Below are 23,015 nucleotides of genomic sequence, written 5' to 3' on the forward strand. Positions count from 1 at the left end.
CGCAAGCGTCTGCGCGCCGGCGGCAGCGCAGCAACTGCCCTACAACCGATTGACCCGGAACTTGCGCCCCTTGATCTTGCCCTCCCGCAACCGCGCCAGCGCCGCGGCGGCCTGGCCGCGCGCGACGGCGACGTACGAGCGCGTGGCGAACACGTTGATCTTGCCCACCGACTCGGCCTTGAGCCCGGCCTCGCCGGTCAGCGCGCCGAGGATGTCGCCCGGGCGCAGCTTATCGGTCTTGCCCGCGTCGATGCGCAGGGTCGCCATCGGCGCGGCCGGGGCGTTGCGGGCCTTGCCGCCCAGCGGCTGGGCGCTGCGCCATTGCAGCGGCGCGCCCATGCGCTGGGCGATCTGGTCGGCGCGCGCGGTCTCGCGCGGGCCGCACAGGCTCAGCGCGACGCCGCCGCGGCCGGCGCGGCCGGTGCGGCCGATCCGGTGCACGTACACGTCCGGGTCGGTCGGCAGGTCGTAGTTGACCACCGCGGCGAGGTCTTCCACGTCCAGCCCGCGCGCGGCCACGTCGCTGGCGACCAACACATTGCAGCTGCGGTTGGCGAAGCGCACCAGCACCTCGTCGCGGTCGCGCTGCTCCATCTCGCCGTGCAGGGCCAGCGCGGTGAAGCCGTAGTGTTCGAGCGAACCGACCACTTCCTCGGTGTCCTTGCGCATGTTGCAGAACACCACGCACGACTCGGGCCGGTATTCCAGCAGCAGCGCGCCGAGCAGCGGCGTCTTGCGCCCGGCTTCGACCTCGTAGAAATACTGCTCGATGCGCGGCGCCGACGCCTCGCCCTCGACCGTGACCTCGAGCGGATCGCGCAGCGCGTTGCGGCCCAGCTCGCGGATCGCCTCGGGAAACGTGGCCGAAAACAGCAGGCCCTGGCGGGTCTTGGGCGTCTTGCGCACGATCTCGCGCACCGCCTCTTCGAAGCCCATGTCGAACATGCGGTCGGCCTCGTCGAACACCAGCGTGCGCAGGCCGTCGAGCTTGAGCGCGCCGTGGCGCAGCAGCTCCTGCAGGCGCCCGGGCGTGCCGACGGCGACGTGCGGCGCGTGCTCCAGCGAAGCCAGCTGCGGCGCCACCGGCATGCCGCCGCACAGCACCGAAACCTTGAGGTTGCCGACCGCGAAGGCGAGCTTGCGCAGCTGCTGGCCGACCTGGTCGGCCAGCTCGCGGGTCGGGCACAGCACCAGGGCCTGGGTGCGCACCGCGGACGGATCGAGCCGGTGCAGCAGGCCCAGCCCGAACGCCGCGGTCTTGCCGCTGCCGGTCGGGGCCTGGGCGAGCACGTCGCGGCCGTCCAGGATCGCCGGCAGCGCGCGCGCCTGCACCGGGGTCATGGCGGTGTAGCCGAGCGCAGCCACGCCTTGCAGCAGGGCCGGGCTCAGCGGGAGGGTGTCGAAAGCGGCCGGAGCGGCGTCGGCCGTGGGGATTTGCGGTTCCATGCGACATGATCGCAGGTTAGGCGCGGACGTGGCAGCGGGCCGCCTTGCCTGCGGCCCGCACGCGCGTCGAGCCGGACCGATTCATCGGGCCGATCAGACCGTCAGCTTCGGACGGTCCTTGTCAGGCTCGTCCGCTGCGGCAATCGCCTGCGTCTGCGCGGTCTGGGTCCGCTGCGACTGCGCGACCTCGAAAGCCCGCACCTGCTCGCAGCGTTGCCCGGCCGGAGCGGCCAGGGCCTCGGCCAGCGGCATATGCGTACGGTTGGCATATGGGTCCGGGGATGCGTTCGCGCCGTGCCGGGACAGGTGCAACAACGTCCCCGCCGCAACGTCGCCGCTGCGCCGGTTGAACGCCAAGCGCAATTCGTCCTCAGCGCCGAACCCGCATCTCTTGGCCATGACCAGGGCGCTGGCGCTCAGGCGCTCGCTTTGTTCGTCCCAACCTTTGCCGGCCGAGCGATCGAGCTCGCGCACCTGGGCGCGCAGGCGGTCGAGCAATGCGGCGTCCTGCGGATTCAAGCCGGCGCCGGCGGGATCGATGGACGACTGCGGTTGCAGTTTCGGCTCGACATACCGGGCGTAGTCGCGCAAATAGGCATCGCGGTGGGCGATCGCCCCGTTGCCGTCCATGTCCTGCGGCGGCTTGGCCAGGCTGTACGGCGCATCGGCCACCTTCGCCGCCATTCGCTCGACCACCTCGGCGTCGCCCAGCCGGCCGGCCTTCCAGTCGCCGTACAGCGAGCCCAACTCGACCTCGTTCAGATAGCCGATGGAGCCGAACGGCTTGCCGCCCTTGAACTCGGGCTGGTGTTCGAGTTCCTTGAAGATGGGAAAGGCGTTGAAGATCGCCTGCGCTTCCAGGCCGGCGCGGTATTGCACGTACTCGTCGGCGCTGCGGCCTTGGAACGGGACAGAGCCAGTGTTGTAGCGGTGGTGGCCGATTTCGTGGGCGAGGGTTCCGAACAGGTGGCGCTGGGGCCATGCAGGGGCGTCGCTGGCCTGCAGCGATCTCCATTGGGAGTCCTCGACCAGAATTCTCGGCGGCTCCAAGGGCGCGTAATAAGGAAGCCCAACGCCCGACTGGCCCTGGATAACGCCTTCGTCCTTGAAGAACCGCGCGAAATCGGCCGAAGCGCTGGGCGATTCCAGTATCCACGCTCGAATACGCCCAGGCATTTCGGCGAACCGGGGATGGGACTGGAGATACTCGCCGCCCTCACCCGGGACATTCATGGCTCTTTCCTACCCATGGGCCACATGTGGATGCTCTTTACGCATCTGTACGTCTCGTCTGTCGTGGCGAAGGAGACGTAAAAGCCGTTCTTCCCGGTGGTGTAGGTCTTGCCGTGATCGATCATATGCGCGTCCAGCTCGACCTTCCCCGTCGCCCCTCCAACCAGGCCGGCTGCGCGTTCTGGCGAATAACACGGTTCTTCTTTCACGCCGATATCGATCGCGCCGCTCAATCCGCGGATGGTGGCGAAGCTCAGGATGTAACCGTCCGCCAATTTCGCAGGCCCCGCACTGCCCAGACCTTGTACGCCGACCGGCGTCATCTCAAACGTCCGCTTAAGCCCGTTCAGGACCTTGTCGATTCCCGCCGAACCCTCGACCGACCAGCGCAACAGATTTTCGACCGTGACAGCGTCCGTGGAAACTTTATCGGGACCGCCACGACCCGATCCGCGCATCCTTGCCGAGCCGCACGACGCCACGATGCAAACGATCGACGCCAAGGCCACGAATGCAACGATCCGCGCCATAGCCGAGCTACCGCAACCTCGATTCATTGGCCTTCTCCTCCAACATCCTGTCGAACATCGCCAAGCGTCGCCCCAAGGGTAGGCACCCGCATTGCAAATGGGAAATAGCCAAAAAACGCAGGCTCACATTCAGCGCAGCTAAGCTGCCTTCGTCGCCATCCAGCGACCCGAGGCAGGCACGCGATGCATGCAAACCGGCAAATCCGGAATCGGTTCGCCCCTTCAGTCGATGAACCGACAGCTCCGGCAAAGCGCTAACCACATCGCACTCACCCTGAGACAACGTTAGCTGTCCTAGAGTCGGGCAATGTCTGTCCTTTACGCCCCCGCATGAGCCGCGCCTTCGTCAAGGAAGGCGACGGCGAGTCCGATCCCGGCGCGCTGCCCGAACTGCCGATCAGCGAGCATCCCAACTACGTCACCCCGCGCGGGATGATGTTGTTGCGCGCGCGCTTGAACGAAGCCGGGCGCGAGTTGCAGGCGCTGGACCGCGCGGTGGAGCGCGAAGCGGTCGGGGCGAAGCTCGAGCGCGCCCATGTGCAGCGCGAGATGCGCTGGCTGCAGGCGCGCATCCTCGGCGCGATCACCATCGCGCCCGAGCGCCAGCCGGCCGACCGGGTCGCGTTCGGCGCGCGCGTGGAAATCGCCGACGACGAGGGCCGCGAGCACCGTTACCGCATCGTCGGCGAGGACGAGGCCGATCCCGAGCGCGGCCTGATCAGTTGGGTCTCGCCGCTGGCGCGCGCGCTGCACGGCGCGCGCGTGGGCGACAGCGTGGTGTGGAAGCGGCCGGCCGGCGATCTCAACGTGGAAGTGCTGGCGATCGAGTACGGCTGAGCCGCATCGCGCGGCGCGGCGCGCATCGCGCCTGCGCGCGCGAAACGTCGGCGCGCGCGCCGCCAGCGGCGCCGACAACGTGCGTGCCCCGCCCCACACCCCGCCGACCGCTCATCGGCGCACGCTTGACGCCACGCAGGCCCGCACCGAATCATTTAGCAAATTAGTTAATTGCTGAATGCATGCATCGCGCGCCGGCAGGGCCGGCGCCAGGGCCGCTCCGGCCATGCAGCGCGCCAAGGATGCGGACCATGAAATCCCACGTTCCCGATGCGATCCCAGCCAGCCTGCGCGATCACCGCGTGCGCTCGCGCCCGGCCCTGGCCGATTCGGTCCGCAGCGTCAGCGCCGGTCGGGTGACGTGGGAACCGGTGCGCTCGCTGTGGTTCAGCGCGATGTTCGCCGGCGCCGCGGTCGGCGGCGCGCTGACCTTCAGCTGGGGCGCGTTCGCGCTGTTCGTCGCCAGCACCGCCGCGGTATTGCTGCTCGGCCATTCGCTGGGCATGCACCGCAAGCTGATCCGCGACAGCTTCGCCTGCCCGAAGTGGCTGGAATACCTGCTGGTCTACTGCGGCGTGCAGGTCGGGCTGGCCGGGCCGATCGCGCTGGTGCGCACCCACGACCTGCGCGACTACGCCCAGCGCCTGCCGCATTGCCACGATTACCTCGCCCACCGTCGCGGCTTTCTCCAGGACGCGTGGTGGCAGCTGCACTGCGAACTGCGCCTGGACGCGCCGCCGCGGATCGCGCTGGAACCGCGCATCGGCGAGGACCGCGTCTACCGCTTCCTGCAACGCACCTGGATGTGGCAGCACCTGCCGTGGGCGCTGGCGTTCTACGCCATCGGCGGCTGGGGCTGGGTGTTCTGGGGCGTGTGCGCGCGGGTGACCGCCGGCGTGTTCGGCCACTGGTTGGTCGGCTACTTCGCCCACAACCACGGCGGCATGCATCACGAAGTGCGCGGCGCCGCAGTGCAGGGCCGCAACGTGCGCTTCGCCTCGCTGCTGACCATGGGCGAGTGCTGGCACAACAACCACCATGCGTTTCCGGGTTCGGCGCGGTTGGGGTTGTATCCGGGCGAGTGGGATCCGGGCTGGTGGGTGCTGCGCGCGCTCGAGCGCGTAGGGTTGGTGCGCGGGTTGCGTTTGCCCGAGCACTTGCCGCCGCGCGAAGAATTGCGGTGCCTCGACGCTGCTCCGCCACCCCGCGCCGACAGCGCAGGCCAACCCTTGCGAACGCTGGTGAACCGATGAACGAACACGATCCACAACCGCACGGCCCTTCGTCCGAACCGCCGCCGCTGCCGCCGGGAGCTCATCAGCATGCCGCCAAGGCGCCCGCCAAGCGCTGGTTCGACGGCCCGCTGATCGCGCTGACGCCGTTCCTCGGCGGCGCCCTGATCGGCCTGGTGCTGCGCCTGGTGTTCAACGGCGACCCCGGCAGCGCCTGGGCGCCGATGCTGACCGTCTTCATCCTGCTCGCGCCGATCGCGATCGGCGCGAGCACGGTCTATCTCGCCGAGCGCCAGCAGGCTCGCCGGCTGCGCTATCACTTCTTCGCGCCGTGGCTCAGCGTCACCCTGTGCATGGCCGGGACGATGCTGTTCGTGCTCGAAGGCGCGATCTGCGTCGTGCTGATCTGGCCGCTGTTCGCCGTGCTCGGCTCGATCGGCGGCATGCTCATGGGCGCGCTGTGCCGCTGGGCCGGCTGGTCGAAGACGCCGACGGTCTACAGCCTGGCGATCCTGCCGCTGCTGCTGACCTCGCTCGGCATCGGCCACGACGAACCCCAGCGCCTGGAACGCACCGAACGCAGCGTGCTGATCCATGCTGCGCCCGACGCGGTGTGGCGGCAGTTGCTCGACGCCGACCACATCCGCGCCGAGGAAGTCGACCGCGCCTGGATGTACCGCATCGGCGTGCCGACGCCGCTGGCCGGGCTCACCCACGAAGACGCCGCCGGCCTCACCCGCGAGGTGCGCATGGGCAAGGGCATCCATTTCCGCCAGCGCTCGGCCGACTGGCAGCCGGGCCGCTACGTGCAGTGGCAGTACCAGTTCGCGCCCGACTCGGTCCCGCCCGGCGCGCTCGACGACCACGTCGAAATCGGCGGCCGCTACTTCGACCTGACCGGCACCCGCTACACCCTCACCCCGCGCGGCGCCGACACCGAACTGAGCATCCGCATGGACTACCGGGTGAGCACCGGCTTCAACTGGTACGCCGCGCCGCTGGCGCGCTGGCTGATCGGCGACTTCAGCGACACCATCCTGCAGTTCTACCGCCACCGCGCCGAGGCCGCCGCCGGCTGAATCCGTCCGTCCGCCCGTTCCGTCGCTGGGGGTGTGATGATTCGCCTCAGGGCGCGAATCACCCCGGCATGGACATCCAACGGACCGAGGCGATGACGATGGCGGATGGCGAACGCGGGCAGGCCACAGCGGCGCGGCAGCGCCGCTTCGAGGCCTTGCTGGATGCGCACCGCGGCATCGTCTACAAGGTCGCCGCCGGCTACGCCCGCGGCGAGGACGAACGCGCCGATCTCGCCCAGGACATCGCCGCGCAACTGTGGCGCGCCTTCCCCGGCTACGACCCGCAGCGCAGCTTCTCGACCTGGATGTACCGCATCGCCCTGAACGTGGCGATCTCGCATCTGCGCGAACGCAGCCGCCACCGCGACACCGTCGCCCTGGACGAAGACCTGCACGCGCTGCCCGCCGACGACGGCGACACGCCGGAAACCGCGCAGCGCCTGCGCCTGCTGCAGCGGCTGATCGCGCAGCAGCCGCCGCTGGACCGCGCCTTGCTGCTGCTCTACCTGGAAGACCGCAGCCATCGCGAGATCGCCGACGTCCTGGGCCTGAGCGAAACCAACGTCGCCACCAAGATCGGCCGGCTCAAGCAGCGCCTGCGCGCCGCGCTGGCCGACTGACGCCCTTCCCCACCGCGGAACCGAACCATGAGCGCATTGACGATGGAACTCGACGAACTCAAGCAGGCCTGGCAGGACCTCAGCCACAAGCTCGACCGCCAACACCGTACGGAACGGCTGCGCCTGCGCGAGGAGCGCGGCCGGCGCCTGCGCTCGGGATTGCGGCCGCTGGTATGGGGACAGGCGCTGCAGATCGCCGCCGGCGTGCTGCTGACGATATGGGGCGCGCTGTTCTGGAGCGCGCATGCGTACAGCGCGCACCTGATCGTCATCGGCCTGATCGTGCAGGTTTACGGCATCGCCCTGACCGTCTGCGGCGCGCTGGTCCAGTCGCGCGTCGCCGGCATCGACTACACCGCGCCGGTGCTGACGCTGCAGCGTCGCCTGGCCGCGCTGCGCCAGGCCTACGTGCGCGGCGGCCTCGCGGTCGGGCTGGCGTGGTGGCTGCTGTGGATGCCGGCGCTGGCGGCGATCCTGATGAACCTGTTCGGCGTCGACCTGTATCGCAACGCGCCGTCGCTGTTCGTCTACGGCGGCGCGGTCGGCGTGGCCGGGCTGCTGGCCAGCGTCTGGTTCCTGCGCTGGTCGCGTAATCCGCGCCGGCCGCGTCTGGCCAAGACGGTGGACGAGAGCATCGTCGGCGTCAGCTTGCGCCGCGCCCAGGCGGTGGTGGAAGAGATCGAGCGCTTCGAGCGCGAATGAAACAAGCGCGACCGAAGCGCGGCCGCGGCGTGACCGGCGTCAACCCGCCGACTTGCCCGCCGGCTTGCCCGTAGCCTTGCGCGCCGCGCGCCGGCTTTCGCGCTTGAGCGGGCCGCCGACCGGACAGATTTCGAACGCGAACTGGGTCAGGGTGTTGACCAGGCTGTCCGGCATCAGCTTGTAGACCACGAACTGGCCGCGCCGCTCGCTGCTGATCAGCCCGGCGTTGACCAGCACCGACAGATGGCGCGAAACCGCCGGCGCGCTCATCTCGAACCGCGCGGCGATGTCGCCGGCGCTGAGTTCGCGCTCGGACAGGAAGGCCAGGATCTGCCGGCGCGGCGACGAGGCCAGGGCTTCGAAGATCTTGTCCTGCGACATGGCTGCGATGGCGGCGGCGCGCCGGGGCGGCGCGGGGACGAGTATAGCCTTGATTACTTAACTAATTCCCTAAATAGCCCACAGCCGCGGACCGGCCAGAAAACCGCGAACGCGCGCTTCTCTCTCGCAACGCCTCTCCGCCATCTCCTGCCTTACCCTATCCGCATGCCCTGGTACGTCTATCTCATCGAATGCACCGACGGCAGCCTCTACACCGGCATCGCCGTGGACGTGGAGCGCCGCTACGCCCAGCACGCCGCCGGCAAGGGCGCGCGCTACACCCGCGCGCATCCGCCGGCGCGGCTGCTGGCGCGGTTCGAACATCCCGACCGAGGCGCCGCGCTGCGCGCCGAGTACGCGATCAAGCAGCTCACGCCCGCGGCCAAGCGCGCTTTGTGCGCGCAGGCGCAGGCCGCCGGCTGAGGCCTTACAGCAACGCCCACAGCAGTTGCGCGATCGCCCACAGCGCCACCGCCCACACCGCCGAGCGCAAGTACGGGACGCCGGCGGCGTAGACCGGCACATAGATCAGCCGCGCCCAGAAATACAGCTGCGCGGCCAACGCGGTGTGGTCGTTGCCGCGGCCGGCCACGACCACCGCCAAGGCCAGCGCGGCGAACAGCGGGAAGGTTTCCAGGTAATTGCGCCAGGCCCGCTCCAGACGCGCGGCCACGCCGGTCAGCGGCGCCGGCGTGCCGTCGCGCGCGCCGGCGTTCCAGCGCACGCCGCGCTGCGCGGTCATGAAGCCGGCGGCGACCAGCAGGTGGACGATGCCCAGCGCGACCGACCAGGCCAGCATCTGCAATTCGACGTTCATGCGCGACTCCCCGGTTGCGCGAGCGGATCATCGATGCTCGCACGCGCGGCGCCGGGCCGCGCGTGCCGCCGCGGTGCGCGGCTCACACCTCGCCGTTGGGCAGGACGAGGATCTTGCCGTCGCGCTCGCCCGCGGCCGCCGCGGCGACCGCGTCCTTGATCCGTTCCAGCGGATAGGTCGCCTGCACCCGCGCGTGCAGTTCGCCCGCGGCCACGCGCCGGGCGATTTCGCCGAACACCTCCGCGCGCCGCGTCGGCGCGGCCTGCTGGAACCAGCGCGACAGCCAGAACCCGCGCAGCGACACGTCGCGGAACACGAACGAGGCCGGCGAAATCTGGCAGGCCTCGCCGCTCATCGCGCCGTAGTTCACCACCACCCCGCCCTCGCCCAGGGCCTGGGCGATGTGCTGGGTGGCCAGCCCGCCGACCGCATCGATGCCGAGCTTGATCGGCACCTTCTGCGCCGCCTCGCGCGCGCGCTTGCCCAGGTCCTCGTCGTCGACCAGGACCACATCCGCGCCGGCCGCGCGCACCGCCTCCACCGCCGACTCGCGCCGCACCACGTTGATCGTGCGCAGCCCGCGCGCTTTGGCCAACTGGATCAGATACGTGCCCACGGCCGAATTGGCCGCGTTCTGGATCACCCAGTCGCCCGGCTCCAGCGCGACGATGTCGCTGAGCATCAGCAGCGCGGTCGGCGGGTTGATGGTGATCATCGCCAGTTGCTTCGGATCGGCGCCGTCGGGCAGCGCGATCAGGTGCCTGGCGGTGCCGACCATGTGCGTGGCCCAGCTGCCGCCCTGGATCGGCAGCAGCACGGTCTGGCCGACCTTGAGCTGGGTCACCTCGGGCCCGAGCTCGACCACCCGGCCCACGCCCTCGTTGCCGCCCACCGCCGGCAGCGGCGGCAGCAGGCCGTAGTCGCCGGTCAGGGTCAGCACGTCGGAGGGATTGATCGGCGCGGCCAGCACTTCGATCAAGACCTGTCCGGCCGCCAACGGCGGCGTCTGGAACTCGACCGCCTCGATCACGTCCTGCGGCACCGGGCCGCGCCGCTCGTACTGGGCTCGCTTCATCGTCGACCTCGAAAGATGGGCTGGACGGCGCCCGCGCGGGCGCCGTTGGCCCGAGAGTACGACGCCGGACGCGCAAACGTCTTGCGCCCAGGTCTCAGCGCTGCGACCCTGCCTGCCCGCCATCGCATTCCAGCCCCATCGCCATGCAATCGACCCGCTTCGCCCTCGACGCCGGCCACGACTTCGTCGAACTCAACCAACTGCTCAAGCTGATCGGCCTCGCCCACAGCGGCGGCACCGGCAAGGCCATCGTCGCCAGCGGCGCGGTGCGGGTGGACGGACAGGTGGAACTGCGCAAGACCTGCAAGATCCGTGCGGGGCAGGTGGTGGAGTGCGAGGGGATGCGGGTCGAGGTGGTGGCGGGCTGAGGCCCGCATCGCCGTCAAAGCAACCCTCGCAAGGACGCAGTCCGATGAAATCGTATCCGCCTGCCGCACCGCGGCATTTGCCAGCGGGGTGGAATCATTATCTCGCCTCGGCCCTGCAGGTGATGCGCCGACAGCGCGGCCTGGAGTTCGGGGCCGCCGAGTTGGAAAGCGCGCCGGCGGAGTTGATCGCCCTGACGCCCGACAAGCTGCTGCGGGTGGACACCGAGTTCCGCTCCAGCCTGTTCCGTTACCGGCTGTCGGACTGGGCGAATTCGCGCGCAGACCGTGCCGCCAGCGCCGATGTCGCGGCACTGAACGGCGGCATCGAGATCGAGTCACTGTCGGATCGGCCCGAGCACGCACAAGCCTGCCTGTTCGTCGCCACCTGCGACCCAAACGGATACGTGCGCGAACTCGCGCTGCGCCAGTTCGCCCGCTGGCCCGGTCGTCTGGCGATGGCGGCGGCCTTGATCCGCAACAGCGATTGGGTCGCGCCTGTACGCAAGGCCGCCGAAGCGCTGCTGCAACGATGCATCGAACACGAGCCGCAGGCGCTGTTCGAACTGTTGGAGCTGGCCCTGCCGATGCGCGAACGCCAACGCTTCGCGCCGGCTTGGAGCGCGCTGATCGAGCCGGTGCTCTATGCGCCGCAACACACCGAGTCGCTGTGGCGCGCCACCCGATCCGACTCGGCGGCCGTGCGCGAGTACGCCTACGCAGCGTCGGTCGCGACCGGCGTGCGCAGCGCCGAACAGGCCTGCATCGCGGCCCTGGACGATCCGCATCCGCGCATCGCCCGGGCCGCACTGGCGCAGGCTGAAACCGTGCTGACGCTCGATCAGTTCGATCATCAGTTGCGCCAAGCCCATGCTCGCCGCGTCCCGGCCCTGCGCCGCGATGCGCTGCGAGCGGCCGCACGTATCGGCGCGCCTTCGCTGCGCACATGCCTAGGCCAGGCGCTGTTCGACCGTTCCACCGGCCCGCGCCGGGTAGCGGCGCATCTGCTGCGCGAACGATTCGGCGAAGAGCCGCGGCAGGCCTGGCGCGAAGCGCTGGACGCCGGCGATTCGGCGAACGCGCGCATCGCGCTGGACGCGTTGAGCGAATGCGCCCAGGCCGAAGATGCGATGCGGCTGACGCCGTGGCTGTCGTGCGCGCAGGCGCGGCTGCGGTTGCTGGCGCTGCGCGGCTTGGCCCGCAGCGGCGCCGCCGACATGGCTTCGGTGCTGGCGCGCGCGCTGCACGACCCCGACTATCGGGTTTCGGGCGAAGCGCAAGAGGCCTACAAGCGCGGCATCACGACATTGCCGGTCGCCGCGCTGCAGCAAGCCTGGGACCTGCGCCCGGCCTTCCGCGGGCGCTTGCTCGTCGCCACCCAACTGCTGGACAAGTGGCAGGCCCTGGACTTCCTGTTGCAGGCGCTGGCCGAGCCGCAGCCTGCGCAGGTCGAAGCGGCCATCGTCGACGAATTGCAGACCTGGGTCGACCGCGGGCGCTACCGCTTCGGCTCGATCGCCGATGCCGACCCGCGCGTTCTGCGCGAACGCCTCATCCACGCCGGCGCGCGCCTGCCGAGCGCGTTGCACCGCGAACTGGCCGAATCGATCCTGAGCTGAGCGCCGCCGCTCACGCCATCGGCAAATTACGCTCGGCCCGGCACAAATCGTCGTGCAGACGCTGCACTGCATAGGTCGCCGACACGTAGTCGTTGCTGCCCAGCCGCTCGACGAAACGGCAGGCGGCGTAGCCTTCGGCCGTGCGCTCGTACTCGGCCACCCAGCGCTCGCGCTCGGGCCTGCGCTCCTCGGCGATCGGCCAGGTGCTGCGTCCTGCGGGCATGTGCTCGCGCAGGCCCATCCGCCACGGCTTGCCGCTGACCCGGGCGCGGAAGCAATGCTGGTGCTTGCACGACAGCGCGTAGTAGGCGTCCGCGCCGATCGCTTCGAAGAACGCATGCACCTGCGGATCGAGCGGGTCGAAGGTGCGGTGCATCGCCAGCAGGCGGAAGCCGTTCGGCGTGCGGTAGACGCGCAGGTGCCAGTCGGGATTCGCGGCCAGGAACGCTTTGACCGGCGCCAGCGCGCGCGCTTCCGGGCCGCCGCCTTCGCTGCGGTGGCGGCGCTGCGCGCGCTTCGCGCGGACCGTGCCGACGATCAGCATCGTCGCGATCGCGGCGACGATGCCGGCGACCGGATGGACCAGCACGCCGCAGGCCACGCCGGCGGCGAGCGACAACGCGGCCATCGCCCCGCCCAGGCGCACCGGCGGCAGCGGCTTGAAATCGACATCGGCGAACAAGACGTCCGGCGAATTGAGACAGCGTGCGCCGTAGCTGTTGCGGGTGATCACCACCTCGCCGTGGCGGGCGACGATCTCCTCGCGGATCGGCAGGCCTTCGGCGTCGTAGGGCACGCGCGGTTCGTTGCTCGGCAGTTTTTCGCCGGCGAGGATGCGCTCGAACGCGTCGCGGGCGCGCGCGTCGGCCATGGTCTGGGCTTCGGTCTGGCTGGCGTCGGACCAACCGAAGCGACGCACCGTAAGCGAAACCCGCCCGGAGACATGCCCCCTCCCGAACTTTTCCTGCACCCGCGCCTCGGCCCAATACTGCGGAACCTGCATCGTCATCGTCGCCCTCCTTTGCTTGACCCGATTGTATCGGTGCGGGCTTGGTGCGCGAGCGCTACGGGACTGAAGCCGCTTCGCTCTTGCTGAGGGAGCTGCGCTGTGCGGCGAGAGGCGATGGGTTCCGGCGTCTCGCCACGACCGGGTCGTTGGGTTCGGCCGGGCTTCGGGTGTCGCGGCTTGCGCCGCTCCTACAGGGGCCGATGCGGCGATGCGGGGGCACTTGACGGCGCTTCGGTTCGGCGTAGCATCTTGCATACGCCAGCGGACAGACCGCCGGCCACTTCAACTCCGTGAGGGATTCTCATGGCAACGCAGCAATACGATTACCTCGTCTTCATCGGCCGTTTCGAGCCTTTCCACAACGGCCACGCCGCCGTCGCCCGCCACGCGCTGGGCAAGGCCGCCAAGGTCATCTTCCTGGTCGGCTCCGCCGACACCCCCCGCACCGTCAAGAACCCGTTCACCGTCGCCGAGCGCGCGGTGATGATCCAGGCCGCGCTCGCCGACAGCGCCGAACGCCTGATCGTGCGCCCGCTGCGCGACCACCTCTACAACGAGAGCCAGTGGATCGCCAACGTGCAGCGCAGCGTCGCCGAGGCGGTACGCGCCGACGGCGGCAGCGCGCAGGCCCGCATCGGCCTGATCGGCATGGACAAGGACGCTTCCAGCTATTACCTGCGCGAATTCCCGCAGTGGCCGCTGGTCGACGTCAACCACACCGCGACCTTGTCGGCCACCGAACTACGCAAGTTCCTGTTCGAGGCCAACCAGATCGACAGCCACGGCGGGCTGATGCTGATCCGCGCCAACGTGCCGGCGCCGGTGTTCGACATGCTCGAAGCGTTCCGCAAGAGCTCGCCCGCGTTCAAGCAGTTGGTCGCCGAATACCAGTTCGTCGAGCAATACCGCGCCGCCTGGGCCGATGCGCCGTACGCGCCGACCTTCGTCACCACCGACGCGGTGGTAGTGCATTCCGGCCACGTGCTGCTGGTGCGCCGCCGCGCCGAACCGGGCCGCGGCCTGTGGGCGCTGCCGGGCGGCTTCGTCGGCCAGCACGAGACCCTGCTCGACGCCTGCCTGCGCGAGCTGCGCGAGGAAACCCGGCTGAAAGTGCCGCTGGCCGTGCTCAAGGGTTCGATCAAGGGCGAGCGGGTGTTCGACCATCCCGACCGCAGCGCGCGCGGCCGCACCATCACCCACGCCTTCCACTTCGATTTCCCGGCCGGCGAACTGCCGCAGGTGCGCGGCGGCGACGACGCCGACAAGGCGCGCTGGATCGCGGTCAGCGAGGCGCTGGAGATGAGCCCGCAATTGTTCGAAGACCACCTGCACATCCTCGAATACTTCCTGGGCCGCGGCTGAGCGCACAGCGCACCGCCCGGCCCTCCCGCCGGCGGACAGACCGCCGGCCACCCCCGACGCGAAGGAGCTTCCCGTCATGCAATGCCTCGACAACCTGCTGCTCAACACCGACAGCTACAAGGCCAGCCACTGGCTGCAATACCCGCCCGGCACCGATGCGACGTTCTTCTACATCGAATCGCGCGGCGGCGTGTACGACCGCACGGTGTTCTTCGGCCTGCAGGCGATCCTCAAGGAATACCTGGCCAAGCCGGTCACCCACGCCGACATCGACGAGGCGCGCGACCTGTTCGCCGCGCACGGCGAACCGTTCAACGAGGCCGGCTGGCGCTACATCGTCGACCATCACGGCGGGCTGATGCCGATCCGGGTCCGCGCCGTGCCCGAAGGCACCGTGGTGCCGACCCATCAGGCCCTGGTGACGATCGAATCGACCGACCCGCAGGCCTATTGGGTGCCCTCCTACCTGGAAACCCTGCTGCTGCGCCTGTGGTACCCGGTGACGGTGGCCACGATCAGCTGGCACGCCAAGCAGACCATCCGCCAGTTCCTGGAGCGCACCAGCGACGATCCCGAAGGCCAGTTGCCGTTCAAGCTGCACGACTTCGGCGCGCGCGGCGTGTCCAGCACCGAGTCGGCCGCGCTCGGCGGCGCCGCGCATCTGGTCAACTTCCTCGGCACCGATACCGTCTCCGGCCTGCTGCTGGCCAAGCGCTATTACCACGAGCCGATGGCGGGCTATTCGATCCCCGCCGCCGAGCACAGCACCATCACCAGTTGGGGCCGCGAGCGCGAGGTCGACGCCTACCGCAACATGCTGACCCAGTTCGCCAAGCCCGGCGCGATCGTCGCGGTGGTGTCGGACAGCTACGACATCTTCCACGCCATCCGCGAGCATTGGGGCAAGACCTTGCGCGAGCAGGTGATCGCCTCCGGCGCGACCCTGGTGGTGCGGCCGGACTCGGGCGACCCGGTCGACGTGGTGCATCAATGCCTGACCCTGCTCGACGAGGCCTTCGGCCACACCGTCAACGGCAAGGGCTACAAGGTGCTCAACCACGTGCGGGTGATCCAGGGCGACGGCATCAACCCGACCAGCATCCGCGCCATCCTCGAACGCGCGACCAGCTACGGCTACGCCACCGACAACCTCGCCTTCGGCATGGGCGGCGCGCTGCTGCAGCGGCTGGACCGCGACACCCAGAAGTTCGCGCTGAAGTGCTCGGCCGCGCGCGTGGACGGCGAATGGATCGACGTCTACAAGGACCCGGTGACCGACAAGGGCAAGTCGAGCAAGCGCGGGCGCATGACCTTGCTGCGGCATCGCGAATACGGGCACTTCAAGACCGTGCCGGTGCCGGCGGATGCGCCTTCGCTGGAGGAAGCGGCCAAGCCGATGGGTTATGAGGATGCGATGGTGACGGTGTGGGAGGACGGCAAGCTGGTGAGCGATTGGAGCTTCGCCGAGGTCAGGGAACGGGCTAACGCGGCTCGGCTTTGAGCGGCCCTCACCCCAACCCCTCTCCCGCAAGCGGGAGAGGGGCTCTAAGGCCGCGATGCTTCCAAGCCGCCGCGAATAGTTCCCTACCCCGCGAACGGGAAAGGGGCTCGAAAGCCGCGACGCTTGCAAGCCACCGCGAACAGTCCCCTCTCCCGTCTACGGGAGAGGGCTAGGGTGAGGGCAAACGCCCCAAGGCTCAGCCCCACCCAACGATTCCAAGGACGAATCCCATGCCAGCCCCCCTCGAAGGGCTAGCGACCGCCGATCCGGGCACGCTCCCGCTCAGCGCGGCCTCTTCCCTGTTCCAACGCCTGCGCGCGACCACGCCGCAACTGGCCCGGCGCGCGCCCGGCGAACACGACGCCACCCGCTGGCGCGAACACCGCATCGGCGAGCGCCGCTACCGCATCGCCCAACCGGTCACCTTCACCCCTTACGCTGCCGCGCGGCCGTGCTCGGCGCGCTGCCTGTTCTGTTCGGAAAACCTGCGCACGCTCGACGGCGGCGCGCTGGCGCAGAGCCTGCGCCCCGCGCCGGACCACTTCGAACGCCTCAGCGCGGCGCTGGCGCAGTTGCGCGGGCTGCCGCTGTCGTGGTCGCTGTCGGGGCTCGAATCCAGCGACGACGAAGACTGGTTCCTGCAACTGCTGGCCACGCTCAGCGCGGCCGAGCGCGACGGCGTGCAGGTGGAAGAGCGCGTGCTCTACAGCAACGGCGCCGGCTTCGCCCGCGGCCGCGGCGCGGAGCTGATCGCCGCGCTGCGCGGGTTCGGCCTGTCGTGGCTGGAGCTGTCGCGCCACCACTTCGACCCCGCGCGCAACCAGCGCATCATGCGCTTCCGCGACGGCGAGCCGATCGCTGGCGGCGCCGCGTTCGAGGCCGTCGCGCGCGAGCTGGCAGCGCAGTTGCCGCTGCGCCAGGTCTGCATCCTGCAACGCGGCGGCATCGACGATGCCGACGGCGTGCGCGCCTATCTCGACTGGGCCCGCGCCTGCGGTGCGGACACGGTGATCTTGCGCGAGTTCTCGCGCCTGGGCGCGGGCTATCGCGACAACGCCACCCGCCGCTACGTCGAGGCCGAACGCGTGGCGATCGAAGACGTGCTGGCCGCGTGCATGGACGCGCCGTGGTGGCCGCAGCTGACGCCGCTGCGCATCACCGAAGGCTATTACTTCTGGAACCTGCGCCTGCGCGAGCAAGCCAGCGGCATGCAGGTGGTGTTCGAATCCTCCGACTACGCCGCGATGCATCGCCGGCACGCCTCGGGCGATATCTACAAGCTGGTGTTCCACGGCAACGGCCGCCTGTGCGCCGGCTGGCAACCGGACCGCGACGTGCTGTGGCCCGCTGCGGAGCGCGCCGATGGATAGCCGCAGCTGGTTGTTGCTGGAACCCGATCCGCCGGAATTGCACCTGCCCGAGGATTTGCGCGCGCGCGATGCCTTCGGCGGCCGCGATTGCGGCTGGGTCGCGCAGATGCGCCCGTTCGTGCGCCACTTCGCCGCGCCCGGCGCGCGCGTGTTCGACCCGTTCTGCGGCTTCGGCACCACCTTGCTCGCCGCCGCGCTGGAAGGGCGCGAAGCTTGCGGCCTGGAGATCGATCCGACGCGCGCGCAACTGGCGCGCGAACGCCTGCACCGGCACGGCATCGATGCGCCCGTCGCCGTCGGCAGCCTGCCCGACACGCCCGCGCCGGCACCGTTCGAGCTGTGCCTGACCAACGTGCCCTACTTCGGCTGCCGCTGGCCGGAGACGGCCGAATCGGCCGATTCGCGCGTCGGCCAGCTCTACCTGGAGCGCGACTACGACGCTTATCTGCAACGCCTGCGCGACATCTTCCACGGCGTGCGCGCGGCCCTGCCCGAAGGCGGCTACTGCATCGCCATGGCCGAGAACCTCGAGCTCGGCGGCCGCACGCTGCCGCTGGCCTGGGATCTGGCGCGCGTGCTCGGCGCGCTGTTCGTGGCGCGCGGGGAACGGCTGCTGTGCTATGCGCGCGAATCGCGGCCGCTGGCCGCAGGCGACGCGCGTACCGACCGCAGCCACGAGTACGCGCTGGTGTTCCAGAAACAGCGCGAGCGCATCTGCCTGGACAGCACCCGCGACGAACTGCAGGCGCTGCGCGAGGCGGGCTTCGGGTTCGAACTGCATGGCGGCTTCGCGCGCTGGCTCGCCGATCCCGGCGCGCGCGAACCGGCCGATGCCGACCTGCTGCTGGCCGACGATCAGGCCGAGTTCGACCGCCTGCTGTGGTGGCTGCATGAGCGCCATTACGCGCTGAGCCTGTGGGGCGAACCGCTGCAGCCGCCGCTGCGCCTGCCGCGCCTACGCGAACATTGGTATGTGCGCGCGCAGCGGCGCGATCGTCTGGGGAGGCTGGTGCGGCTGGATTTGTCGTTGGTCGATCAGGCGGGGGCGTCGGCTACGCAGTGAGGTCCGACTCGGTCGAAGCGCCGCAGCCCGCGAGTTGGCCACAACGCAGGGCACCGTAAGCGGCGTCGTAGATGTAGTTGCGCGGTCGCGGCTTGTGCCGCTCCTACAGGGGGCGGTCGATAGCGAATGTAGGAGCGGCGCGAGCCGCGACCGCGATGCCGCAGATCGCGCCGTCCCTACAGCCGCCCGCTCACTCCTCCCCCGCCACCGACGCCGCCAGCGGCGCCAATCCCGCCACTCCGCCGAACGCGCGCAGCAATTGCTGGCAGCGCGTGCGGATCACCGCGGTCTGCAGCGGCCACGCCGGTTCGCGCCGCGAGCCGGGAAATACCACGCACAGCAGCGGCCCGGCCGGCGCGCCGCGGCCGCTGCGCGCTTCGGCGCGGTGCCCGGACAGATCGCTGGCCATGCGCTCGGACACCTCGCCCATCGCCCGGTCGCGGCCGCTGTCGCCGATCAGGCCGAAGCTGTGGCGGCCGCTGCCGCGATCGTGCACGACCACGAAATCGCCCGGCGCGCCGGCGCCGTCCTCGGCCAGCCAGTCCTGCGGCAAGGCCAGGTACGCCACCCGCCCCGCATCGAGGTAGGCCGCGGCGCTGGTGCGCGGGAAGCGCGCATCGTGCAGTGCGGTGGTGGAGACGAAATAGCCTGGGTATCCGCCCGCGTCCTGGCGCAAGGGCCGCTGCGGCTGGTACGGATCGGCCACCAGCCGCTGGCGCCAGTCCGGGCCCGGCCAGCCGGCGTCGCGCAGGCAGCCGCTGCCGGTGTCCTCGGGGTGGTAGGCGTCGGGCGCGCCCTGCGCGGTGATGCGCGGCCGCGGATTGACGAAGGCGTAGGCGCGGCCGGCGCTATCGCCGTCGCCGGCGTCGATGCGGCGCACGGCCAGGCCGGCGAACTGCGTCCATTGTTCGATCACCAGCACGCCCATGACGATCCATCCCTGCGCGGACGACGCGAGCGCTTCGCGCCTGCCTCCTGTCGGCAGCGATTGCGCCGGGGCGGATGTCAATGCGTCGTGATCTTCGCGGCGGAATGCACCGGGTATTCATCGCAGTCACGAGGCGCTGCGCAGTTACTCACGCTGTGGACGCAGAGTAGGTGCCATCTGGCACCTAAAACCCGTCTATCAATCGCAGGATACGTAAAAACTCAGAATCGGAAGTACCAGAAAAGTGCCGTTTCCTGCGCCAGATCCGGCTCGTTGGCGTAGTGGAAGCGGTCGCAGCCGCCGAGCACGAAGCCGTGGCGCAGGTACATCCGGCAGGCCACGACGTTGGTGTCCTGGGTTTCCAGCATGATTCCCGGGTAGCCGTGCTCGCGCGCCCAGGCCAGCGCCTGCCGCATCAGCGCCGAGCCGGCGCCGCGGCGGCGCACGTTGCGGTCGATGGCGATGTCGTCGATGTAGGCGTAGCCGTTCCAGGTGCGCGACATCATCAACCGGCCGGCCACGCGCCCGTCGACGCGGACCACGAACGCGGCCGCGTCGGGCGCGGTGTTGCCGCGCGCGCGCTGCAGATAGTCGCGCAGGCCCTCGGCGTCGGCGTCGTCGCCGTAGTTCTTGCGGTACGGCTCTTCGAGCCGCTGCGTATCGAACGATTCGAGATCGCAGTGCAGCGCGCCGTCGCGCAATTCCAGGCGCAGGCGCTGGAAGGCGATGTAGCTGCCGTCGAAGGCCACCGCCGCGTCGATGTCGTCCTCGCACAGCGCGTGCACCGTCGGCGCGCGCGGGTCCTCGTGCGCGCTCGCGTCGTGGTCGCTCGTACTCATGCCGTCAGGTCCAGGGCCAGGATCGCGTCTTCATAGGTGTTGGCGCCGACCTGGAAGCGCCGCTCGCCGACGCGCACATAACCGCAGCGCGCGTAGAACGCCAGCGCGCGTTCGTTGCCGGCGTACACGCCCAGCAGCAGGCGGCCGGCGCCGCGCGAGCGGGCTTCGTCGACCGCGTGCTGCATCAGCCGGCGCCCGGTGCCGCCGCCGTGGAAGCGCGACAACAGGTAGATGCGCTTGAGCTCCAGGTCGTCGGCGCGCAGATCGGCCAGCGGCAGGTACGGCGCGGTCAGCATGGCGAACCCGACCGGCGCGGCGCCGGCCGCGGTTTCCGCCAGCCACAGCGCGACCGCGGGATCGGCCAAGCTCTGCGCGTACAGCTCCGACGCGTGCTGCTTGCGGCAGTGGGCGACGATGTCGGCGCCGGCGAGGATGCCGGCGAAGGTTTCCAGGAAGGTCGCCGCGCCGGCCAGGGCCAGCGCATCGGCGTCGCCGGCGTGGGCGCGGCGGATCAGGGGAAGGTCGGCGGCAGCGGCATCGGTCATGGCGGCATCGTGGGGAGCCCGGAGGCGATGCCGTCAAGATCTCATGCGCGCAGGGGGTTCGACATCGGCGGATGGTCCCAGTCGTGGCGATGTTGGGTTGCGGCGCGCAGGGGATTGCGCCGCGATCTGTCGCGGCGCGGTCGCGGCTTGCGCCGCTCCTACAGGGAGCCCGTGCGGGAGCGGCGCGAGCTGTTGGCTACGACGCAACCTCGTCGTGCCGCCGCCTTACCCCGCAACCTTGATCGTCACCTTGCCGAAGTGCGAGCCGCTTTCCAGATAGCGGTAAGCCTCGCGCGCCTGTTCGAACGCGAAGCTGCGGTCCACCACCGGCACGATCCGGTTGACCTCGACGAAGCGCGCCAGGTCTTCGCCCATGCTGCGGCTGCCGACGAAAATGCCCGACAACCGCTTGGCGCCCATGATCAGCGCGATCGCGTCGAGGTCCCCGCCGAAGCCGCTGACGCCGCCGATGATCGCGACCGTGCCGTTCATCGCCGCGGCGCGCACCGAGCGCGTCAGGGTGCCGCTGCCGCCGACTTCCAGCACCGCGTCGACGCCGGCGCCGCCGGTCAGGCGCAGCACTTCGTCCTGCCATTCCGGCTGGGTGCGGTAGTTGATGGTCGCATCGGCGCCGAGCGCGCGGGCGCGTTCGAGCTTGTCGTCGCTGGAGGAGGTGACGATCGCGCGCAGCCCCGCCGCCTTGGCCAGTTGCAGGCCCCAGATCGATACGCCGCCGGTGCCCAGCAGCAGCACGCTCTGGCCCGGGCGCAGGCCGGCTTCGACGAACAGCGCGTTCCAGGCGGTGACGCCGGCGCAGGTCAGGGTCGCGGCCTGGAGGTCGTCCAGGTGCGCGGGCACGGCGAACACCGATTCCTGCGACACCACGATCTCTTCGGCCAGCACGCCGTCGGCGTCGGCGCCGAACGGGTCGCGGGTGTTGCGCGGGTTGGCCGCGCCGGCGTGCCAGTGCGGGAAGAAGCTGGTGGCGACGCGGTCGCCGAGCGCCCAGCGGCCGGCGTCGGGGCCGAGTTCGATCACTTCGGCGACCGCGTCGGAGGCGGGAATCACCGGGCGCTCGCCGCCGGCCGGATAGCGGCCGTCGGCGATCATCAGGTCGCGGAAGTTCAGCGATACAGCGCGCACGCGCAGGCGGATCTGGCCGGCGCCGAGCGGCGCGCGGGCTTCGTCGGTCAGGGCGAGCGAGTCGATGCCGCCGCCGGCGCGGATGCGGTAAGCCTTCATGGGGAACACTCCTGGAACACTGGGGGATGGAGGCCGCGGCGACGCCGCGGCGAAGTGGCGCTACGATATCGTCGCCCCGCGCGCTTTGGTGGCTAGCTTTGCGCCACTCTGCGTCGCCCATCAGGAACCAATCGCATGGCCGTCAACGATCGTCTGCTCGGCATCGTCGCCTTCGTCCAATCGGCCGAGGCCGGCAGTTTCGCGGTCGCCGCCGACCGCCTCGGGGTGACCCGCTCGGCCATCGGCAAGCGCATCGCCCGGCTCGAACAGCAGCTCGGCGTGCGCCTGTTCCACCGCAGCACCCGCCGCCAGAGCCTGAGCGAGGACGGCCAGGCCTATTACGAGCGTTGCGTCAAAGCCCTGGCCGAACTCGACGCCGCCGAGGCCGCGCTCGACAGCGGCCGGCGCGAGCCCAGCGGGCGGCTGCGGATCAGCGCGCCGGTGATGTTCGGCCGCCATTGCGTGGCGCCGGTGGCGCTGGAGCTGTCGCGGCGCTACCCGAAGCTGGAGATCGATCTGTCGTTCAGCGATCGCATGGTCGACCTGGTCGAGGAGGGCTTTGATCTGGGCATCCGCGTCGGCCGCCTGCGCGACAGCGCCACCCTCGCCGCGCGCCTGCTGACTCAGGAACACCTGGGCATCTGCGCCGCGCCGGCGTACCTGGCCAAGCGCGGGCTGCCGCGCGAGATCGACGACTTCGCCGGCCACGACGCGGTGATCTACGGCCGCCACGGCCAGACCGTGCCCTGGCGCCTGCGCGACAGCGCGGGCGAAGTGCGCGAGCCGCAGGTCGAGGCGCGCCTGCGCTTCGACGACCTGCAAGCCATCGCCGACGCTGCCGTCGCGGGCGCCGGCCTGGCGCAACTGCCGTGCTGGCTGCTGAGCCGTTACCTGCGCAGCGGCGAACTGCAGATGGTGATGCACGCCGACCGCGTGGTCGGCAGCCGGATCAGCGCGGTGTGGCCGCACACCCACTACCTGCCGCTGCGCACGCGGGTGGCGATCGACCTGCTGGTCGAGCGGATCCCGGCGATGGTGGGAACGGGCTTCGGGCAACCGCTGGCGGCGGCGGCTTGAGGTTGCGCGGGGCTGCGGCGAGTTGCGTCGTCACCGCGGTGTCGCGGTCGCAGCTTGCGCAGCTCCTACAGCCGGACTTCCAACAGCGTCGCGACCTCGGGCTCGCCCTGTAGGAGCGACGCAAGTCGCGACCGCGTTGCAGC

At 70.2% G+C, this 23,015-nt stretch carries 24 protein-coding genes; 13 read left to right on the top strand and 11 right to left on the bottom strand.

Annotated features, from left to right (window positions below; translation table 11 throughout):
• Positions 1-39: 39 nt before the first annotated feature.
• From dbpA to BLU84_RS05400, 3 genes are all read right to left on the bottom strand, one after another.
• Positions 40-1,446 (bottom strand): ATP-dependent RNA helicase DbpA, encoded by a 1,407-nt coding sequence (dbpA, locus tag BLU84_RS05390; protein WP_074863754.1) that lies wholly within the window; start codon positions 1,444-1,446, stop codon positions 40-42.
• Between the two features lie 93 nt (positions 1,447-1,539).
• Positions 1,540-2,679 (bottom strand): XVIPCD domain-containing protein, encoded by a 1,140-nt coding sequence (locus tag BLU84_RS05395; RefSeq protein ID WP_139174700.1) that lies wholly within the window; start codon positions 2,677-2,679, stop codon positions 1,540-1,542.
• Positions 2,676-3,236, bottom strand: coding sequence for a hypothetical protein (locus BLU84_RS05400; RefSeq protein ID WP_139174702.1), 561 nt, complete (start codon positions 3,234-3,236; stop codon positions 2,676-2,678). Before BLU84_RS05400 ends, BLU84_RS05395 begins: the two co-directional genes overlap by 4 nt.
• A gap of 303 nt (positions 3,237-3,539) precedes the next feature.
• Here BLU84_RS05400 and BLU84_RS05405 point away from each other — a divergent pair, with 303 nt between their 5' ends.
• From BLU84_RS05405 to BLU84_RS05425, 5 genes are all read left to right on the top strand, one after another.
• The gene (locus tag BLU84_RS05405; RefSeq protein WP_074863758.1) at positions 3,540-4,046 is read left to right on the top strand and encodes a GreA/GreB family elongation factor; all 507 of its coding nucleotides are present in this window, start codon (positions 3,540-3,542) and stop codon (positions 4,044-4,046) included.
• Between the two features lie 251 nt (positions 4,047-4,297).
• Complete coding sequence (locus tag BLU84_RS05410; protein ID WP_074863760.1) at positions 4,298-5,299, top strand: acyl-CoA desaturase; 1,002 nt, start codon at positions 4,298-4,300, stop codon at positions 5,297-5,299.
• Entirely contained in the window at positions 5,296-6,357 is a 1,062-nt protein-coding gene (locus BLU84_RS05415; RefSeq protein WP_083382344.1) for an SRPBCC family protein, read from the top strand. The genes BLU84_RS05410 and BLU84_RS05415 overlap by 4 nt, the downstream gene beginning before the upstream one ends.
• A 98-nt stretch (positions 6,358-6,455) precedes the next feature.
• A complete protein-coding gene (locus tag BLU84_RS05420) occupies positions 6,456-6,977 on the top strand; it encodes an RNA polymerase sigma factor (RefSeq protein WP_074864652.1) in 522 nt (173 codons plus the stop codon).
• A 27-nt stretch (positions 6,978-7,004) separates the two neighbouring features.
• Positions 7,005-7,679: a serine/threonine protein kinase gene (locus BLU84_RS05425; RefSeq protein WP_139174704.1), complete on the top strand. Its 675-nt coding sequence runs from the start codon at positions 7,005-7,007 to the stop codon at positions 7,677-7,679.
• Between the two features lie 39 nt (positions 7,680-7,718).
• On the opposite strand, the gene BLU84_RS05430 is transcribed toward BLU84_RS05425, so the two are convergent.
• Positions 7,719-8,060: a metalloregulator ArsR/SmtB family transcription factor gene (locus BLU84_RS05430; RefSeq protein WP_074863764.1), complete on the bottom strand. Its 342-nt coding sequence runs from the start codon at positions 8,058-8,060 to the stop codon at positions 7,719-7,721.
• A 165-nt stretch (positions 8,061-8,225) separates the two neighbouring features.
• Here BLU84_RS05430 and BLU84_RS05435 point away from each other — a divergent pair, with 165 nt between their 5' ends.
• Positions 8,226-8,483: a GIY-YIG nuclease family protein gene (locus BLU84_RS05435; RefSeq protein WP_074863767.1), complete on the top strand. Its 258-nt coding sequence runs from the start codon at positions 8,226-8,228 to the stop codon at positions 8,481-8,483.
• Between the two features lie 4 nt (positions 8,484-8,487).
• On the opposite strand, the gene BLU84_RS05440 is transcribed toward BLU84_RS05435, so the two are convergent.
• Together BLU84_RS05440 and BLU84_RS05445 are read right to left on the bottom strand one after the other, a co-directional pair.
• A complete protein-coding gene (locus tag BLU84_RS05440) occupies positions 8,488-8,877 on the bottom strand; it encodes an MAPEG family protein (protein ID WP_074863769.1) in 390 nt (129 codons plus the stop codon).
• A gap of 82 nt (positions 8,878-8,959) precedes the next feature.
• The gene (locus BLU84_RS05445) at positions 8,960-9,952 is read right to left on the bottom strand and encodes a zinc-dependent alcohol dehydrogenase family protein (protein ID WP_074863771.1); all 993 of its coding nucleotides are present in this window, start codon (positions 9,950-9,952) and stop codon (positions 8,960-8,962) included.
• 143 nt (positions 9,953-10,095) lie between these two features.
• Here BLU84_RS05445 and BLU84_RS05450 point away from each other — a divergent pair, with 143 nt between their 5' ends.
• Positions 10,096-10,320: an RNA-binding S4 domain-containing protein gene (locus tag BLU84_RS05450; protein WP_074863773.1), complete on the top strand. Its 225-nt coding sequence runs from the start codon at positions 10,096-10,098 to the stop codon at positions 10,318-10,320.
• A 44-nt stretch (positions 10,321-10,364) separates the two neighbouring features.
• Positions 10,365-11,936, top strand: coding sequence for a hypothetical protein (locus BLU84_RS05455; RefSeq protein ID WP_139174706.1), 1,572 nt, complete (start codon positions 10,365-10,367; stop codon positions 11,934-11,936).
• 10 nt (positions 11,937-11,946) lie between these two features.
• Here the strand turns inward: BLU84_RS05455 and BLU84_RS05460 are convergent, their stop codons facing one another.
• Positions 11,947-12,945: a hypothetical protein gene (locus tag BLU84_RS05460; RefSeq protein WP_233431077.1), complete on the bottom strand. Its 999-nt coding sequence runs from the start codon at positions 12,943-12,945 to the stop codon at positions 11,947-11,949.
• Positions 12,946-13,248: 303 nt separating this feature from the next.
• Between BLU84_RS05460 and BLU84_RS05465 the strand changes: the two genes are divergently transcribed.
• The 4 genes from BLU84_RS05465 (at position 13,249) to BLU84_RS05480 (ending at position 18,241) form a co-directional block, all read left to right on the top strand.
• Positions 13,249-14,307, top strand: a complete 1,059-nt coding sequence (locus tag BLU84_RS05465; protein ID WP_074863777.1) for a bifunctional nicotinamide-nucleotide adenylyltransferase/Nudix hydroxylase — start codon at positions 13,249-13,251, stop codon at positions 14,305-14,307.
• A gap of 76 nt (positions 14,308-14,383) precedes the next feature.
• Positions 14,384-15,808: a nicotinate phosphoribosyltransferase gene (locus BLU84_RS05470; protein ID WP_074863778.1), complete on the top strand. Its 1,425-nt coding sequence runs from the start codon at positions 14,384-14,386 to the stop codon at positions 15,806-15,808.
• A 230-nt stretch (positions 15,809-16,038) separates the two neighbouring features.
• The gene (locus tag BLU84_RS05475) at positions 16,039-17,178 is read left to right on the top strand and encodes a hypothetical protein (RefSeq protein ID WP_074863779.1); all 1,140 of its coding nucleotides are present in this window, start codon (positions 16,039-16,041) and stop codon (positions 17,176-17,178) included.
• Positions 17,171-18,241: a DNA methyltransferase gene (locus BLU84_RS05480; RefSeq protein ID WP_074863781.1), complete on the top strand. Its 1,071-nt coding sequence runs from the start codon at positions 17,171-17,173 to the stop codon at positions 18,239-18,241. Before BLU84_RS05475 ends, BLU84_RS05480 begins: the two co-directional genes overlap by 8 nt.
• 190 nt (positions 18,242-18,431) lie before the next feature.
• On the opposite strand, the gene BLU84_RS05485 is transcribed toward BLU84_RS05480, so the two are convergent.
• The 4 genes from BLU84_RS05485 to BLU84_RS05500 form a co-directional block, all read right to left on the bottom strand.
• Positions 18,432-19,169, bottom strand: a complete 738-nt coding sequence (locus BLU84_RS05485; protein WP_074863783.1) for a hypothetical protein — start codon at positions 19,167-19,169, stop codon at positions 18,432-18,434.
• A 221-nt stretch (positions 19,170-19,390) separates the two neighbouring features.
• Positions 19,391-20,008 (bottom strand): GNAT family N-acetyltransferase, encoded by a 618-nt coding sequence (locus BLU84_RS05490; protein ID WP_083382345.1) that lies wholly within the window; start codon positions 20,006-20,008, stop codon positions 19,391-19,393.
• Complete coding sequence (locus BLU84_RS05495) at positions 20,005-20,553, bottom strand: GNAT family N-acetyltransferase (protein WP_074863785.1); 549 nt, start codon at positions 20,551-20,553, stop codon at positions 20,005-20,007. The genes BLU84_RS05490 and BLU84_RS05495 overlap by 4 nt, the downstream gene beginning before the upstream one ends.
• A 225-nt stretch (positions 20,554-20,778) precedes the next feature.
• Positions 20,779-21,795 (bottom strand): zinc-dependent alcohol dehydrogenase family protein, encoded by a 1,017-nt coding sequence (locus BLU84_RS05500; RefSeq protein WP_074863787.1) that lies wholly within the window; start codon positions 21,793-21,795, stop codon positions 20,779-20,781.
• Positions 21,796-21,930: 135 nt separating this feature from the next.
• Between BLU84_RS05500 and BLU84_RS05505 the strand changes: the two genes are divergently transcribed.
• Complete coding sequence (locus BLU84_RS05505) at positions 21,931-22,872, top strand: LysR family transcriptional regulator (protein ID WP_074863789.1); 942 nt, start codon at positions 21,931-21,933, stop codon at positions 22,870-22,872.
• The last annotated feature ends 143 nt before the right edge of the window (positions 22,873-23,015 follow it).

It is taken from the genome of Lysobacter enzymogenes, from assembly GCF_900106525.1.
In the GTDB taxonomy this organism is placed as follows: domain Bacteria; phylum Pseudomonadota; class Gammaproteobacteria; order Xanthomonadales; family Xanthomonadaceae; genus Lysobacter; species Lysobacter enzymogenes.

Coding starts and splice junctions, on each gene's coding strand:
- BLU84_RS05455 (WP_139174706.1), top strand. CDS start 10,365: ATGAAATCGTATCCGCCTGCCGCACCGCGGCATTTGCCAGCGGGGTGG.
- BLU84_RS05475 (WP_074863779.1), top strand. CDS start 16,039: ATGCCAGCCCCCCTCGAAGGGCTAGCGACCGCCGATCCGGGCACGCTC.
- BLU84_RS05410 (WP_074863760.1), top strand. CDS start 4,298: ATGAAATCCCACGTTCCCGATGCGATCCCAGCCAGCCTGCGCGATCAC.
- BLU84_RS05440 (WP_074863769.1), bottom strand. CDS start 8,877: ATGAACGTCGAATTGCAGATGCTGGCCTGGTCGGTCGCGCTGGGCATC.
- BLU84_RS05490 (WP_083382345.1), bottom strand. CDS start 20,008: ATGAGTACGAGCGACCACGACGCGAGCGCGCACGAGGACCCGCGCGCG.
- BLU84_RS05415 (WP_083382344.1), top strand. CDS start 5,296: ATGAACGAACACGATCCACAACCGCACGGCCCTTCGTCCGAACCGCCG.
- BLU84_RS05445 (WP_074863771.1), bottom strand. CDS start 9,952: ATGAAGCGAGCCCAGTACGAGCGGCGCGGCCCGGTGCCGCAGGACGTG.
- BLU84_RS05485 (WP_074863783.1), bottom strand. CDS start 19,169: ATGGGCGTGCTGGTGATCGAACAATGGACGCAGTTCGCCGGCCTGGCC.
- BLU84_RS05425 (WP_139174704.1), top strand. CDS start 7,005: ATGAGCGCATTGACGATGGAACTCGACGAACTCAAGCAGGCCTGGCAG.
- BLU84_RS05500 (WP_074863787.1), bottom strand. CDS start 21,795: ATGAAGGCTTACCGCATCCGCGCCGGCGGCGGCATCGACTCGCTCGCC.
- BLU84_RS05420 (WP_074864652.1), top strand. CDS start 6,456: ATGGCGGATGGCGAACGCGGGCAGGCCACAGCGGCGCGGCAGCGCCGC.
- BLU84_RS05395 (WP_139174700.1), bottom strand. CDS start 2,679: ATGAATGTCCCGGGTGAGGGCGGCGAGTATCTCCAGTCCCATCCCCGG.
- BLU84_RS05400 (WP_139174702.1), bottom strand. CDS start 3,236: ATGAATCGAGGTTGCGGTAGCTCGGCTATGGCGCGGATCGTTGCATTC.
- BLU84_RS05480 (WP_074863781.1), top strand. CDS start 17,171: ATGGATAGCCGCAGCTGGTTGTTGCTGGAACCCGATCCGCCGGAATTG.
- BLU84_RS05470 (WP_074863778.1), top strand. CDS start 14,384: ATGCAATGCCTCGACAACCTGCTGCTCAACACCGACAGCTACAAGGCC.
- BLU84_RS05430 (WP_074863764.1), bottom strand. CDS start 8,060: ATGTCGCAGGACAAGATCTTCGAAGCCCTGGCCTCGTCGCCGCGCCGG.
- BLU84_RS05460 (WP_233431077.1), bottom strand. CDS start 12,945: ATGACGATGCAGGTTCCGCAGTATTGGGCCGAGGCGCGGGTGCAGGAA.
- BLU84_RS05405 (WP_074863758.1), top strand. CDS start 3,540: ATGAGCCGCGCCTTCGTCAAGGAAGGCGACGGCGAGTCCGATCCCGGC.
- BLU84_RS05505 (WP_074863789.1), top strand. CDS start 21,931: ATGGCCGTCAACGATCGTCTGCTCGGCATCGTCGCCTTCGTCCAATCG.
- BLU84_RS05465 (WP_074863777.1), top strand. CDS start 13,249: ATGGCAACGCAGCAATACGATTACCTCGTCTTCATCGGCCGTTTCGAG.
- BLU84_RS05450 (WP_074863773.1), top strand. CDS start 10,096: ATGCAATCGACCCGCTTCGCCCTCGACGCCGGCCACGACTTCGTCGAA.
- BLU84_RS05435 (WP_074863767.1), top strand. CDS start 8,226: ATGCCCTGGTACGTCTATCTCATCGAATGCACCGACGGCAGCCTCTAC.
- BLU84_RS05495 (WP_074863785.1), bottom strand. CDS start 20,553: ATGACCGATGCCGCTGCCGCCGACCTTCCCCTGATCCGCCGCGCCCAC.
- dbpA (WP_074863754.1), bottom strand. CDS start 1,446: ATGGAACCGCAAATCCCCACGGCCGACGCCGCTCCGGCCGCTTTCGAC.